The following is a 14315-nucleotide window of genomic DNA, read 5'->3' on the forward strand; positions in this document are numbered from 1 at the left end:
GTGGGCGGGCCGGCGTCACTCGTCGGTGAGCGACTCGGTCAACGCGTCCAGGGTCAGCCCGATCTGCCACTCTCGGGCACCGTGGTCGGCCAGGAACGCCTGCACCGCGGCCGCGTCCACCGGTTGCGGCGGGCTCCAGGCGAGCCGGCGCAGGGTGTCGGGGGTGAGCAGGTTCTCCGGCGGCACCGTGTGGTCCGCGGCGATGGCGCCGACCGCGGCGCGGGCGCGGGACAGCCGGGCCGCCGCGGCCGGGTCGCGCTCGGCCCACCGGTGCGTCGGCGGCGGGCCGTCCGGTGGCACGCTCACGGCCGGCAACTCGCCCGCCGGCAGCGCCTTGGCCTGCTGCAACGCGGTCAACCAGGTACCGCCGAGGCGGCGCGCGCCGCGGCCGGTGAAGCCGGGTACGGCGGTCAGTTCCCGCTCGTCGCCCGGGTCGGCCTGGGCGGCCGCGACGATGGCGGCGTCCGGCAGCACCCGGCCCGGCGCGGTGTCGCGGCGCCGGGCCACCTCGTCTCGCGCGGTCCACAGCGCGCGCACCCGGGCCAGGCCGCGGGCACCGCGGACCCGGTGGATACCGGAGGTGCGCCGCCACGGCTCCGGCCGCGGCCGGGTCGGCAGCCCGTGCACCAGCGCGGCGAACTCCTCGGCGGCCCACTGCGACTTGCCCTGCCGGTGCAGCTCGGCGTCCAGCGCGTCGCGCAGCTCCACCAGCAGCTCGACGTCCAGCGCGGCGTAGGCGAGCCAGCTCGCCGGCAGCGGCCGGGTGGACCAGTCGGCCGCCGAGTGCTGCTTCTCCAGGGCGAAACCGAGCAGCCGCTCGGTGATCGCCGCGAGCCCGACTCGCTCGAACCCGGCCAACCGGGCGGCGAGCTCGGTGTCGAACAGTTGTCGCGGGCGCAGGTTCAGCTCGGCCAGGCAGGCCAGATCCTGGCTGGCGGCGTGCAACACCCACTCGGTGTCGCTCAGCGCGGCCGACAGCGGAGACAGATCGCTACCCGCGTCGGTGATCGGGATCGGGTCGACCAGCGCCGTACCCGAGCCGGCCCGGCGCAGTTGGACCAGGTAGGCCCGCTGGCTGTAGCGGTAGCCGGAGGCGCGCTCGGCGTCCAGCGCGACCGGGCCGGTCCCGGCGGCGAACCGGGCCGCGAGCTCTGGCACCGCGGCGGCGTCGGCGATCGGCTCGGGGATGCCCTCGCGGGGCTCGCGCAGCAGCACCGGCGCCGGAGCGTCACCGACCGCTGTCTCCTGCGTGCTGTCCGCAGGCGCTGGGGCGGCGGCGTCCTGCGGTACCGGCGTTGATGCGTCGACCACCCGCCCACCGTACGGGCAAACCGTCGCCGATCGCCGGCCGCCCCGGCCGTGGCGGGCGTTTTTGTGCGACCCGACCCCGTTCGGGCGGGGCCGTTTCCGTCCGGTTCGCCACCACCCGCCCGCTGGTATCGGTCCCGGGCGACGTCGGGTACTCTCCGCCCGCCCGACCGGCTCTTCCCGGTACTGGCGGGCAGCGGCTACGGTGTGCCAGCGGGTGTGTCCGCGGCTCGGACGTGTGCCGCACGAGCCGGTGCCGGCCTCAGCCGGCACCACCCCACCCCGTTCGCCAGTCGCCCGGGGCAGCGCAGCGTGGAGGACCGCAGTCAGATGACCGACCCGTACTCGTCGGACGGCCGGACCGAGCCCACCCCGGGTGACCAGCCGGAAGTATCGAACCCCAGCTCGGCCGCGCCCGGCCCGCCGGCCGCGTCCCACTCGCCGGCTCCGCCGGCTGCATCCCACTCGCCGGCTCCGCCGGCCGTGGCGCCGCCGACCCCGCAGGCCGCTCCGGAACCCCTCCCGGCGGGCCCCGCCGCGACGCCGACCGCCGTGCCGGGCGCGGAGACTGCGGCAGGTGAGACCGGGCCGGGTGAGGCTGGGCCGGGTGAGGCCGGGCCGGGCGCAGCCACGCCCGCCGGCCCCCCGTCGTCGGAGCCGGTGGGGTACCCCGGCGGGTCGAGCCCCTACCTTGGCGCCCCCGGCGCGGAACCCGTCCCAGGCGCCGCGCCGTACTCGCCGTTGCCCGACGGCGGGCCGTACCCACCGGCCGCGGGTGGTGCGCCGTATCCAGGCCCCGCGCCGCAGCCGGCCGGGCCGTACCAGCAGATGCCCGGGCCGGGGCAGCAGCCGATGCCGGGCGGAGAGCCGCCGGCGGACGGCGTCGCCCGGTGGTCGGACGCCACCTCGTCCTGGTCGGTGCAGCCCCCGGCGGGCGGTCAGCCGCCGCTCGGTGGCGGGCCGGGTCAGCCGATGCCGGCCGGTGGGCCGGGCTGGCCGGCGCCGTCCCCGCAGCGCAGCCGGCTCGGCACCGTGGTCGCGGTGATCGCGGTCGTGCTGGTCGTGGTCACGGTCGTACAGACGGTGTTGCTGGTGGAGACCAACTCGGCGCTCGGCGATCAGAAGAAGGCGGCGGCGGCCGCGGAGAAGAAGAGCGACCGCCGGCTCGCCAAGCTGGAGGACCACGTCGACGGCCTGCAACAGCGGGTGAAGAAGTCGCTGGACTCCGCCGGCGTCGCGGCGAAGGTGCTGCCCAGCGTCTTCCAGGTGGACGCCGGTGAATATCTGGGCACCGGCTTCGTGGTCGGCGCCGCGCCCGGCGGTGGCACCTACCTGCTGACCAACCACCACGTCGTGGAGCACCTGCTGGACTCCGGCAGCAAGTCGGTGAAGCTGGAGCGTTCCGGCGGGTCGTACCGGGCGAAGGTGGTCAAGTACGACGCGGACAAGGACATCGCGCTGCTGGAGTGCGACGAGAGTTTCCACGTGCTTCAGGTGATCGACAAGCCGGTGCGCTCGGGCGAGCCGGTCGTGGCGGTCGGCTCCCCGTTGGGGCTGGGCGGATCGGTGACCACCGGGGTGGTCAGTTCGCCGGAGCGTGCGGTGCCGGGCACCGACGACAAGTTCATCCAGTTCGACGCGGCGATCAACCCCGGCAACTCGGGTGGTCCGGTGGTGAACGCGAACGGGCAGGTCGTCGGTATCGCCACCGAGAAGGCGAGGGACGCGGAGGGGATCGGCCTCGCGATCCCGATCTCCGTACCCTGCGACCAGTTCTCGGTGTGCGGGAAGTGATGCCGGCCCGGTTGCCCGGACCAGCGATGATCGTCACGTGGGGGTCGGTGGAAGGGCCCGCTGGTAGTCCCTCCACCGGGTCCGTTGAGGCAGGGGGCGACCGCCCCATGGAGGAGGAGTCACGATGAGCCAACCGGGCTACCCCGGTGGTCCGTTCCCGCCCGACAACAACCCGCAGCAGCCGGGTTGGGGCGCCGGAGCGCCGAACAACCAGCCGCCGCCCGACCCGTACGGGCAGCCACAGCCGATGGGCGGTTTCGGCGAGCAGCCGCCACAGGGTGGTCTGCCGCCGCAGGGCGGGTTCGGCGGCCCGCCCACGAGCGGGGTGCCGGGTACGCCGCCGACCAGCGGTCCCGGCGGCTTCGGCGAGCAGCCGACCAGTGGCCCCGGCGGGTACGGGCCGCCCCCCGGCCCGTACCCGCCGGAACAGCAGCTGCCGCCGGTCGGTGAGGGTCCGCAGCACACCATGGCGTTGCCGGCGATGGGCCCGGGTGGCCCGGTGGCATGCCGCCGGAGAACCGGTTCGCGCCGGTACCGAGCGAGCGCAAGAAGGGCCCGTGGCTGCCGGTTCTGGCCGCGGTCGCCGCGGTGTTCCTGATCCTGTCGGCGACCATGACCGTGCTGTACGTGTCGAAGAACGGCGACTACAACCAGCAGAAGAAGCTCGCCGCCTCGCGCCAGGAGACGATCGACACGCTGAACACCAAGGCCGACAAGCTCAACAAGGAGCTGACGTCGGTCAAGAAGCAGCGTGACGACGCCAAGTCGGACCTGTCCGATGCCAAGGACAAGAACGCCGACGTGACCAAGGAACGCGACACCATCGGCAAGTGCCTCACGCTGCTGGAGGATGCACTGGCCGCGGCGGCGAAGAACGACGACAAGAAGGTCAACAAGCTGCTCAAGCAGCTCGACGAGCCGTGCAACAAGGCGGACGCCTACCTCGGCAACTGACCGGGTGGCCCGCCGGGCGATCGCAGGTGATGGGGAGGAGACGACGTCTCCTCCCCATCACCGTCAGCGGGCGAGGTCGGCAACGCCGGGCGGTGGCAGCCCGGCGGTCGAGGACAGCAACGCGCACCAGGCTTCCAGGTGGACGCCCAGCTCGGTGGACAGCGGCGTCCAGGAGGCGCGGATCTCCAGATCGGCGGCGGCCGGTGGCCCGGCCAGTTCGCCGAACCGGGTGGACGTCGTCTGGGTGACGGTGCCGCCGATCGCGGTGTAGTCGGCGCCGTGTGCGTCCAGCGCGTCGATCAGCCAGCTCCACCCGACCGCCGGGAGCAGCGGGTCGGCCGCGAGTTCCGGCTCGATCTCGGCGGTGAGGTAACTGACCAGCCGCAGCGTCCCCTGCCAGGCCGGATGGCCCTGCGGGTCGTACAGCAGGACCAGCCGGCCGGTGGACACCTCGTCCTCGTCGCGCAGCACCGTGGCGCCGATCGCGTGCGCGAACGGCGCAAGCCGCTTCGGCGCCGGCAGCGGGTCGAGCGCGATCTCCGCCCGCGGCCGGACCGAGGTGAGCCCCTGCACGGCGCGCGTGAACGTCTCGGGGGGCAGCACGGTCGACGGCGCCATGCCACGAGACTAACGGGTGGGACGGCGATGACAGCCGGGCCACGCCGGCCCCGACCGCGGGTCGAACGCGTCGTCGGTCCGGGCCGTCGCACCCACTGATCGCCCGGATTGTGGGCAACCGCACCGGTTTCTCACCGCGGCGTTTCGCCGCCGTACGCCGCGGGCACCCGGCGGTGCCCGCCGGGCAGCGTGCGAGGATGGCCGCGATGAGCACGCCGACGAGTACCGAGTCCCCGTTCCTTGCCGCCTGCCGGCGCCGCCCGACCGGCCGCCGGCCGGTCTGGTTCATGCGTCAGGCCGGTCGCTCGCTGCCGGAGTACCGCGCGCTGCGCGAGGGCGTGCCGATGCTGACCGCCTGCCGTACGCCGGAGCTGATCACCGAGATCACCCTGCAGCCGGTGCGCCGGCTCGGCGTCGACGCCGCGGTCCTGTTCTCCGACATCGTGGTGCCGCTCGCCGCGGCGGGCATCGACGTGGACATCCAGCCGGGGGTCGGCCCGGTCGTCGCCGAGCCGGTCCGGGACGCTGCCGCGGTCGCCGCGATCCGGCCGCTCGCCCCCGACGATGTCGGGTACGTGCGCACCGCGGTGCGGGCGCTGGTCGCCGAGCTCGGTGACACCCCGCTGATCGGGTTCGCCGGGGCGCCGTTCACGCTGGCCAGCTACCTGATCGAGGGCGGACCGTCGCGCAGCCACGCCCGTACCAAGGCGTTGATGCACGGGCAGCCCGAGGTGTGGCACGAGCTGTGTTCCCGGCTCGCGGGGATCGCCGGTGAGTTCCTGAAGGTACAGGTGGCGGCCGGGGCGTCGGCGGTGCAGCTGTTCGACTCGTGGGCCGGTGCGCTCTCCGCCGCCGACTACGCCACGTTCGTCGCGCCGCACTCGGCGGCGGTGCTGCGTACCGTCGCGCAGGCCGCGCCGCAGGTGCCGCGGATCCACTTCGGCGTGGGTACCGGTCACCTGCTGCCGGCGATGGCCGCGGCCGGCGCGAACGTGGTCGGCGTCGACTGGCGTACCCCGCTGTCGGCCGCGGCCGAGGCGGTCGGCCCGGAGCGGGCGGTGCAGGGCAACCTGGACCCGGCGCTGCTGCTCGCGCCGTGGCCGGTGGTGGCCGACGAGGTACGGCGGATCTGCGCCGAGGGTGACCAGGCCGCCGGGCACGTGTTCAACCTCGGCCACGGGGTACTGCCGGAGACCGATCCGGACATGCTGGCCAGGGTGGTCGATCTGGTGCACCAGCTGCCCCCGGCGTAGCCGCCGGCGGCGCGCGGGCAATGATGGAGGCGTGCACGTAGCGGTCGTGGGTGCCGGGATCAGCGGCCTGAGCGCGGCGTGGCGACTGCGCCACCGCCTCGGCGCCGGTGTGGACATCACCCTGCTGGACCAGGCCGGCCGGTTCGGCGGCAAGCTCACCACCGGTGAGGTGGCCGGCGTCCGGGTCGAGCAGGGCGCCGAGTCGGTGCTGCTGCGCGATCCGGTGGTCGCCGAGCTGGCCGGTGCGCTCGGGCTCGGCGCGCTGGCGCAGCCGGCGCCGCTGCCGGCCGGCATCGTCGCGGCCGGCGCGACGCGACCGGTGCCGCGCGGTACCCTGCTCGGCATCCCGACCGATCCATCCACATTGGACAGTGCGGGCCCGGCGCGGGCGACGCCGGAGCCGCCGGGCGGCCCGGACCCGCTGCTGGCGGCCGGCGCCGACGTGTCGGTCGGTGCGCTGGTGCGCCCCCGGTACGGCGACGAGGTCGTCGACCGGCTGGTCGACCCGCTGCTCGGCGGGGTGTACGCGGGCCGCGCCGACGACCTGTCGCTCGCCGTCACGGTGCCCGCCCTGCACGCCGCCGCGCAGCACGAGCGGACCCTGTCCGCCGCGGTCCGCGCCGCGCAGGCCGCCGCGCCGAGGACGACCGGCCCGATGTTCGGTGTGCCCGCCGGCGGGCTGTCCGCGTTCGCCACCGCGCTGGCCGCGGCGAGCGGCGCGACCGCCCGGCTGGACGCGCCGGTCCGCGAGCTCGCGCCCACTCCGTCCGGCTGGCGGCTGACCGTCGGCTCCACCCGCGATCCGGAACACCTGACCGCCGACGCGGTGGTGCTCGCCGTACCGGCCCGGCCGGCCGCCCGGTTGCTGTCCGGGTTCGCGCCGGCCGTCGCGGCCGAGGTCGGCGTGCTCGACTACGCGAGCATCGCGCTGGTCACCCTGGTCCTGCCCGGTGACGTGCTGCCGGCCTCGTCCGGGTTCCTCGTCCCGGCGACCGAGGGGTACGCGATCAAGGCGGCCACGTTCGTCGGGCACAAGTGGCCGCACCTGGCCGCCCCGGACGTCTCGCTGGTGCGGCTCTCGCTCGGCCGGTACGGCGAGACCCGGGTGCTACAGTGCGCCGACGCCGACCTGGCCGAGCTGGCCCGCGCCGACCTCGCGGCGATCCTCGGTACCCGGCTGCCCGACCCGGTCGGGGTCCGGGTGCAGCGCTGGGGCGGCGCCCTCCCGCAGTACGGGCCGGGCCACCTGGACCGGATCGCCCGCGCCCGGGCCGGGCTCGCCGAGCACCCGACGCTGGCGCTGGCGGGCGCCGGCTACGACGGGGTGGGCATTCCGGTCTGCGTCCGTTCCGGCTTCGCCGCCGCCGACCGCCTTGCCGCCACGCCGGCCGCCGACCGCCTTGCCGCCGCCGCCCGCCTTGCCGCCGCACCGGCCGCCGACCGTCCCGCCGCGGCGGCGGCCGACCGTTCCGCGGCCGGGCCGGGAGTCGGCCGCCGCGCCGCAGCAGCCGATGTTGAACCCGCCGAGATCAGCACAGGAGATTGACGATGTCCGACGAGACCGCGAGCAACGCCGCCCGGATCCGGGAACTCAACGCGACCGTGCGGTACACCATGTGGTCGGTGTTCGCCGCGACCGCGCCGCTGCCGACGCTGCGCGACGAGCTGACCGGTGAGCTGACCGGGCTGCTGGAAGCGTTGCCGGACAAGGGCGTCGAGGTGCGCGGCACGTACGACGTGTCCGGACTGCGGGCCGGCGCCGATCTGATGATCTGGTGGCACTCCGCCGATCCGGACGCGTTGCAGGAGGCGTTCGGTGCGGTGCGCCGTACCCAGCTCGGCCGGTACCTGACGCCCACCTGGTCGTCGATGGCGGTGCACCGGCCGGCCGAGTTCAACAAGAGCCACCTGCCGGCGTTCCTGTCCGAGCAACCGCACGACTACGTCGCCGTCTACCCCTTCAACCGGTCGTACGAGTGGTACCTGCTGCCCGACGACGAGCGCCGCTTCATGCTCGCCGAGCACGGCAAGATGGCCCGCGCATACCCGGACGTGCGGGCCAACACGGTGCCCGCGTTCGCGCTCGGCGACTACGAGTGGATCCTCGCGTTCGAGGCGGACGAGCTGCACCGCATCGTGGACCTGATGCGCGAGCTGCGGGCCGCGACCGCGCGCCGGCACACCCGGTTGGAGATCCCGTTCCACACCGGCCGCCGGCGCGACATCGCCGAGATCATCGCCGCCCTGCCGTAGCCGGTCGAACGCCCGTGGTCGAGCCCATGCCGATCGTGACCGCACCGGCCGCCACCATCGCGGCCGGTGCCGGCTCGGCCGGCGTCTCCCCGGGTGCCGCCGGTTCGGGCGGCGTCGGCCCGGGTGCCGCCGGTTCGAGCGGCGTCGGCCCGGGTGCTGCGGGTTCGGGCGGCGCGAGCCCGACCACCGGGGACGAGATCCCGTACCGGCAGTGGCGGACCGCCGTACCCGGGGCCACGCTGTGGACCCGCCGGGTCGGACCGGCCGGCTCCACCGGCCGGGTCCTGCCGGACGGCTGCATGGATCTCATCGCCGTCGACGGCGAGCTGATCGTCGCCGGGCCGGACACCCACGCGCACCCGGCGGACAGCCCGCCCGGCATGCGGCTCGCGGCCGTACGGTTCGACCCCGGCGTCGGCCCCGCCGTGCTCGGTGTCCCCGCCCGCGAGCTGCGCGACAGCCGGGTACCGCTGTCCGCCCTGTGGCCGGCGCGCCGGGTGCGCGCGCTGGCCGACCGGCTCGCCGCCGCGCCCGACCCGGCCACCGAGCTCGCCCGGGCGCTGGCCGGACCGTTGTTCACCGCGAACGATCCGCGGCTGCGCCGGCTCGTCGCCGAGCTCGCCCGTGGTACCCCGGTCGGCACCGTCGCGGCCGACTCGTACCTCAGCGAGCGGCAGCTGCACCGGCGCTGCCGCGACGTCTTCGGGTACGGGCCGAAGACCCTGGCCCGGATCCTGCGGATGAACCGGGCGCTGGACGCGGCCCGGGGCGGGCGATCGCTGGTGGTGGTGGCGGCCGACTTCGGGTACGCCGACCAGGCCCACCTCAGCCGCGACGTGCGCGCCCTCACCGGCGTCCCCCCGACCGTCCTGCTGGCCGACTGAACCGCCTCCGGGTACCTGCGCCGGGCGGCCCGCGGCGGTCGTCACGGTTGCCGGATGCCTGCCGCCGGGTCGGTGGCGTCGGCGCTGGGGAGCAACCGCGCCTGGACGTCGTCGAGCGCGTAGCGGATGGCGCCGGTGACGACCGCGTCCCCGCCGAGGGCGGACAGCCGCAGCGGGGTGGGCGTGAGCACCAACCGTTGCAGGTGCTGGTCGACCGAGTCGAGGATGCGCGGGCCGGCCCGCGAGATCCCGCCGCCGATGACGAGGACGTCCGGGTCGAGCGTCAGCAGCAGCGGCGCGAGTCCGCGGGCGAGCCGTACGGCGATGGTGTCCACCACCTCCCGGGCGACGGGGTCGTCGCCGGCCGCCGCGAACACCTCCGGTACGTCCAGATCCGGCCGGTCGGCGAGCACCGACGCGCGGGCGGGGTCGGCCGCGAGGGTGCGGGCGAGGCGGAGGATCGCGCTGGCCCCGACCTCGCGCTCGAACGGCCCGCGGCCCTCGTCGTCGGGTTGCGCGCCGTCGTCGTCGCCGAGCACGGTGAGGTAGCCGATCTCTCCGGCGGCGTCGCCCTTGCCGCGGTGCAGCTGGCCACGGATGCAGATACCGGCGCCGACCCGTTCGCCCCACAGGACGAACACGACGGTGTCGGCGTCGCGGGCCACCCCGCGCCACCGCTCGCCGAGGACGGCCAGGTTGACGTCGTTGTCGACCAGGACCGGGCAGCGGAAGAAGCGCCGCAGTTGCTGCTTGAGGTCGAGCGTCGTCCATCCCGGCAGCCCGGGCGCCTGCACGACGGTGCCCGCGTCCCGGTCGATGATGCCGGGGCTGCCGACCGCCACCGACAGCACCGCATCGTGGGCGATCCCGGCCGCGCTCAGCGCCGTGTCGACCGCGGACCGGACGGCGGCGAGGAGCTGGTGCTGGTCCTGCGCCGAGGAGGTGATCCGGCGGGCCGATCCGACGGTGCGGCCGTCCAGGTCGGCGACCAGGACGGCGGTCTGGTGCGGTCCGATGTCGATGCCCAGCACGTAGCCGGCGTCGGCGCGGAAGCGCACCACCCGGGCGGGCCGGCCGAGCTGGCGTTGCGCGTCCGGCGCTCGGTCCAGGTAGTCGACCCAGCCGGCCTCGGACAGCTGGTCGATGACGTGGCTGACGGTGGGGCGGGACAGGCCGGAGAGCCGGGCCAGCTCGCCCACCCGCAGCGGCCCGCCGGCCCGCAGGACGGCCAGCACCTTGCCCTGGTTGATCAGTCGCAGCAGCGGCGGCCCCGTCGTACCGGACGTTCCTGGCGGCTCTTGACGACCTCGTGTCACCAGGGCATAGTACCGAAGCAAAGTTTCGAAAAGAGCTTACGTAAGTGGCACATTGGCGCAGGCGGTGGCCGACCGGTAGCGGTCGCGTACGGCAGGAGCTGTCACCATGCATTCGAAACGTCCCCGATCCCTCGTCCTGGCGGTCGCCCTTGCGCTGGTCGCCGCCGTCGCCGCGCAGGTGGTCGCGCCCACCGGCCCGGCGCTCGCCGCACCCGCCCCGGTCGACGGCTCCGCGCCCGGACCGACGCCCCTGGCCCCGGCGGTGCACAACCCGTACGGCAACCCGTACAACGACTTCCTGCGCACGCCGTACGGGGTGACCACCTCGCCGCAGCAGCAGGCGGCGCTGCCGCCCGTCTCCGACGACCCGAACGAGCCGTTCGACTGGTACCGCAACCCGGTGTCGGTGCTCGGTGTGTACGGCGGGCCGGAGGAGTCCGTCGTCACCGCGAAGGGCGACCTGCAGACCGCGTTCGGCACCCTGACCTTCGCCACCGGTGCCGACCGCACCCCGATCGACCAGCGGGTCAAGACCTGGCAGGACGGGTACCTGCCGATCCTGCGGGAGCGGTTCGATCGCGACGGTGTCCGCAACGAGATCCAGATGTACGCGGCGACGGTCCCGGACGTCACCCAGGTCGCGTACCGGGAGACCTACGGCAACCCGCAGCGGCGGCTCGACGCGCCGGTCGACAACATGGTCAACTTCGTCCGGGTGAACCTGACCAACACCGGCGACGCGACCACCACGTACCGGTTCTCGGTCGGGCTCGGCAACGACAAGGTCGCGGGTGCCGCCGGTACCACCGGCCCGGCCCGGCCCGCGAGCGCGGCCTGGGACGAGGCACGCAACGCCTACCTCGGCGACGGCAAGCTGCTGTTCACCGCCGACCAGAGCCCCGACCGGGCCAGCGGCGGGAACCTCGACTACGACGTGCGCCTGGCGGCGGGCCAGACCCGGTCGCTGGTGTTCAAGCTGCCGTACTTCGTCGCGCAGGAATCCGACCTCGCCGCGATCTCCGGCGCCTCGTACCAGGAGTATCTGACCGGGACCGCGGACTTCTGGCACCGCACCCTCGACCGCGCCGGAACCCGGATCGAGGTGCCCGGTACCGGGGTCGAGAGCAAGATCCTGGACACCTACAAGGCGAGCCTGGCGCTGTCGCTGCTCAGCTTCGACCGGGTCGACGGGAAGTACTTCTGGGACGCCAACCCCACCGTGTACGACGGCTACTGGCTGCGGGACGCCGCGTTCGACATGGACGGCATGCTCGACGCCGGGTTTCCCGACATCGTGCGCGGGGTCGACGTGGCGATGCTGGACTACCAGCACGACGACGGGCAGTTCAACTCGCAGAGCGGGCAGCTCGACGCGACCGGGCAGGCGCTCTGGGCGTTCGGCAACTACTACGCGGCCACCCACGACGCGGCGTTCGCCCGGCAGGTGTGGCCCGCGGTCCAGCGGGCGATGGCCTGGGAGTGGAAGTTCCGCGACGGCGGGCTGATGCCCGAGGCGGCGATGGACCACGACAACGAAGGGGTGCGCGGCCACCTGCTGACCTACGACCTGTGGAACATCGCGGGCGAGCAGGGCGCGGCGGCGATCGCGCGGGCGGTCGGGGACGACGCCACCGCCGGCGAGTGGACGCAGCGCCGGACGAAGTACGTCGACCTGTTGCGGGAGAAGGTGAAGCCGGCGGTGGACCAGCTCGGCTTCCTGCCCACCACGCTGGAGGGCGCGCAGGCCACCGGCGTGCGGACCGGCTGGTACGGCGCCGTGTACGGGATCGACTGGGGCAACCTGGAGGCGGTCTGGCCGACCGGCGCGCTCGACCCGCAGGACCCGTGGGTGACCGCCAGCATGAAGGCCTGGGAGCAGAAGACCTTCGAGGGCATCTTCGGCTACCCGGAGGGCGGCCTGGAGAACATGCTGCACAGCTACACGACGACCTCGATCGCGATCACCGACGTACGCCGGGGCGACCAGTGGGCGGCGCTGCGCTACCTGTACGGCCTGCTGCTGCACACCTCGTCCACGCACATGGCCGCCGAGGCGGTACGGGCGGTCGAGCGGTGGGGGCGGCACAACCCGCAGACCGACACGATGCCGCACGGCGAGTTCGCCGGCAAGTACCTGACGATGCTGCACGACATGCTCGCGTACGAGGGGCAGGACGACTCGCTGCACCTGGCCAACGTGTGGTCGCCGCAGTGGGCGCGGCCCGGCCAGCGCATCGCGTTCGCCGGCGACACCGACTTCGGGCACCTGGAGTACTCGATCGAGGTCGGCGACGCGGGCGCCACGATGCGGCTCGACCCGCCGACCCGGACCGCGCCGAAGAGCATCGTGATCAGCATCCCGCAGAACGACACCGTCACCTCGGTCACGGTGAACGGGCGTAGCGTGCGGACCTTCCACGCCAACCGCATCACGCTGCCCGCCCTGACCGACCCGGCCGACATCCGGATCGGCTGGCGGCAGCAGGAGGCGGCCCCCGCCTACTCGTTCGCCCGCGCGGTCTCGGACTACCAGGCGAACTACCGGAAGATGACCGGCGCGCCGCAGGTGGAGATCGCGGACACCGCGGTCGGGCACCCGAGCGTGCGGGCCGGGTACCCGCTGCAGGTCACCGCCGAGGTCGTCAACACCGGCGGCGCCGGCTACCTCGACGACCCGCGCGTCCGGCTCTACGTCGACGGCACGCCGGTGAGTACCGACGACCGGTCGCTGGCCAAGGGGATCGGCTTCACCACACCGAAGCAGGTGATCTCGTTCCAGCGGCACGACGAGGGCGTGGTACCGGTCGGGCTCGGTACCACGGTGTGCTCGCCGGGCCGGCACACCGTCGGCATCGGACTCGGTGACCAGCCACCGGCGAAGACCGTCGCGGTGACCGTACTGCCCATGGTGCCGACGCAGTCCGCCCCGGCGGCCACGCTGAGCCTCGACGCGACCGCGGCGTTCCTGGACGGCGACGGGCCGGCGACCGCCACCGCAACCATCACCAACCGGGGCTGCGCGCCACTGTCCGATGTGGACATCACCCTGGCGGCGCCGGACGGCTGGTCGGTGCAGCGCACCTCGCCGGCGACCGGCCCGGTGGCGCCGGGGGAGTCGGCGACCGTGCGCTGGCACGTCGCACCGGACGGGCACCCGGCCGACACCCAGCCGACGCTGACCGCCACCGCCGAGTACGGCTGGCGCACCGACCGGTGGGCCGGCCACACCACCGGCAGCGCCGACGCGACCACCACCATGGTGGTCTGTACCGGTGCGCCACCGCAGGTCGAGCCGGGCACCCGCGCGCAGTGGGACTTCGGCCGCGGGTGTGCAGCCGACCTGTCCGGCTCCGGGCACGACGGCCACGCCGGCTCCGGGGTGACGTTCAGCGACACCGGCGCGGTGTTCGACGGTACCGCCGACGGCGCGGTCACGGTGCCCTACGACGACCGGTACCAGCCGGAGTCGATCGGCGCCGGGCAGACCTGGACGCTGCGGCTGACCGGTGTCGTCCCGGGCAAGGTGGGCGGCGCCTACCAGGCGGTCGCGAACGCCCGCAGCCTGTCGTCGAGCTACTCGACCGGCTGGACGGTGTACCTCAACCCGGACGGCACGTTCACCTTCCGGATGTCGCAGGTCGACCACCCGGGATCGACCTACGCGATCGCCCAGTCCGGGGTGCACGCCGAGGCGGGCCAGCGGTACGACATCGCCGCCCGCTGGGACGGGACCCGGCTGTCGGTCACGGTGTCCGGGGCGGGCAGCGGTACCGGCTCGGCGACGCCGAACGGTGGCTACCTGCCGGTCGGCAACGGTCCGATGGATCTCGGCAAGGGCACCACCGGCACCGCCGACTCGTACTTCTTCACCGGGTCGATCGAGGCCGCCACGATCACCGTGGAGTGATCACGCCGGGCACCGGGGCCGGGCCGCG

9 protein-coding genes and 1 pseudogene are annotated in these 14315 nt (G+C 74.4%); 7 read left to right on the forward strand and 3 right to left on the reverse strand.

Annotated elements, in window-relative coordinates:
- Window positions 1-15 precede the first annotated feature (15 nt).
- A complete protein-coding gene (locus Asera_RS20090; protein WP_084130939.1) occupies window positions 16-1311 on the reverse strand; it encodes an HRDC domain-containing protein in 1296 nt (431 codons plus the stop codon).
- Between the two features lie 849 nt (window positions 1312-2160).
- Between Asera_RS20090 and Asera_RS20095 the strand changes: the two genes are divergently transcribed.
- Entirely contained in the window at window positions 2161-3102 is a 942-nt protein-coding gene (locus tag Asera_RS20095; protein WP_169745798.1) for a S1C family serine protease, read from the forward strand.
- A 504-nt stretch (window positions 3103-3606) separates the two neighbouring features.
- Window positions 3607-4056 (forward strand): hypothetical protein, encoded by a 450-nt coding sequence (locus Asera_RS20100; protein ID WP_212804691.1) that lies wholly within the window; start codon window positions 3607-3609, stop codon window positions 4054-4056.
- A 63-nt stretch (window positions 4057-4119) separates the two neighbouring features.
- On the opposite strand, the gene Asera_RS20105 is transcribed toward Asera_RS20100, so the two are convergent.
- Complete coding sequence (locus Asera_RS20105) at window positions 4120-4674, reverse strand: DUF3000 domain-containing protein (RefSeq protein WP_030444677.1); 555 nt, start codon at window positions 4672-4674, stop codon at window positions 4120-4122.
- A gap of 197 nt (window positions 4675-4871) precedes the next feature.
- Here Asera_RS20105 and hemE point away from each other — a divergent pair, with 197 nt between their 5' ends.
- The 4 genes and pseudogenes from hemE (at window position 4872) to Asera_RS20125 (ending at window position 9064) form a co-directional block, all read left to right on the forward strand.
- On the forward strand, window positions 4872-5927 hold the full coding sequence (hemE, locus tag Asera_RS20110; protein ID WP_030444676.1) for a uroporphyrinogen decarboxylase: 1056 nt from the start codon (window positions 4872-4874) through the stop codon (window positions 5925-5927).
- Between the two features lie 31 nt (window positions 5928-5958).
- A pseudogene (gene hemG / locus Asera_RS20115) lies at window positions 5959-7302 on the forward strand (protoporphyrinogen oxidase); the annotation flags it as partial.
- 173 nt (window positions 7303-7475) lie between these two features.
- Window positions 7476-8180 carry a hydrogen peroxide-dependent heme synthase gene (hemQ, locus tag Asera_RS20120; protein WP_030444674.1) on the forward strand — a complete coding sequence of 235 codons (705 nt, stop codon included), beginning with the start codon at window positions 7476-7478 and terminating at the stop codon, window positions 8178-8180.
- A gap of 197 nt (window positions 8181-8377) precedes the next feature.
- Window positions 8378-9064: a helix-turn-helix domain-containing protein gene (locus Asera_RS20125; protein WP_030444673.1), complete on the forward strand. Its 687-nt coding sequence runs from the start codon at window positions 8378-8380 to the stop codon at window positions 9062-9064.
- A gap of 41 nt (window positions 9065-9105) precedes the next feature.
- Here the strand turns inward: Asera_RS20125 and Asera_RS20130 are convergent, their stop codons facing one another.
- Window positions 9106-10380: an ROK family transcriptional regulator gene (locus Asera_RS20130; protein WP_169745797.1), complete on the reverse strand. Its 1275-nt coding sequence runs from the start codon at window positions 10378-10380 to the stop codon at window positions 9106-9108.
- 106 nt (window positions 10381-10486) lie between these two features.
- Between Asera_RS20130 and Asera_RS20135 the strand changes: the two genes are divergently transcribed.
- Complete coding sequence (locus Asera_RS20135) at window positions 10487-14287, forward strand: NEW3 domain-containing protein (RefSeq protein WP_035295409.1); 3801 nt, start codon at window positions 10487-10489, stop codon at window positions 14285-14287.
- Window positions 14288-14315: the final 28 nt, after the last annotated feature.

The organism is Actinocatenispora sera, assembly GCF_018324685.1.
GTDB lineage: Bacteria > Actinomycetota > Actinomycetes > Mycobacteriales > Micromonosporaceae > Actinocatenispora > Actinocatenispora sera.

Excerpts from the sequence above, each read along its gene's own strand:
- Asera_RS20095 (WP_169745798.1), top strand. The coding sequence starts at position 2,161 with ATGCCGGGCGGAGAGCCGCCGGCGGACGGCGTCGCCCGGTGGTCGGAC.
- Asera_RS20100 (WP_212804691.1), top strand. The coding sequence starts at position 3,607 with ATGCCGCCGGAGAACCGGTTCGCGCCGGTACCGAGCGAGCGCAAGAAG.
- Asera_RS20105 (WP_030444677.1), bottom strand. The coding sequence starts at position 4,674 with ATGGCGCCGTCGACCGTGCTGCCCCCCGAGACGTTCACGCGCGCCGTG.
- hemE (WP_030444676.1), top strand. The coding sequence starts at position 4,872 with ATGGCCGCGATGAGCACGCCGACGAGTACCGAGTCCCCGTTCCTTGCC.
- hemQ (WP_030444674.1), top strand. The coding sequence starts at position 7,476 with ATGTCCGACGAGACCGCGAGCAACGCCGCCCGGATCCGGGAACTCAAC.
- Asera_RS20135 (WP_035295409.1), top strand. The coding sequence starts at position 10,487 with ATGCATTCGAAACGTCCCCGATCCCTCGTCCTGGCGGTCGCCCTTGCG.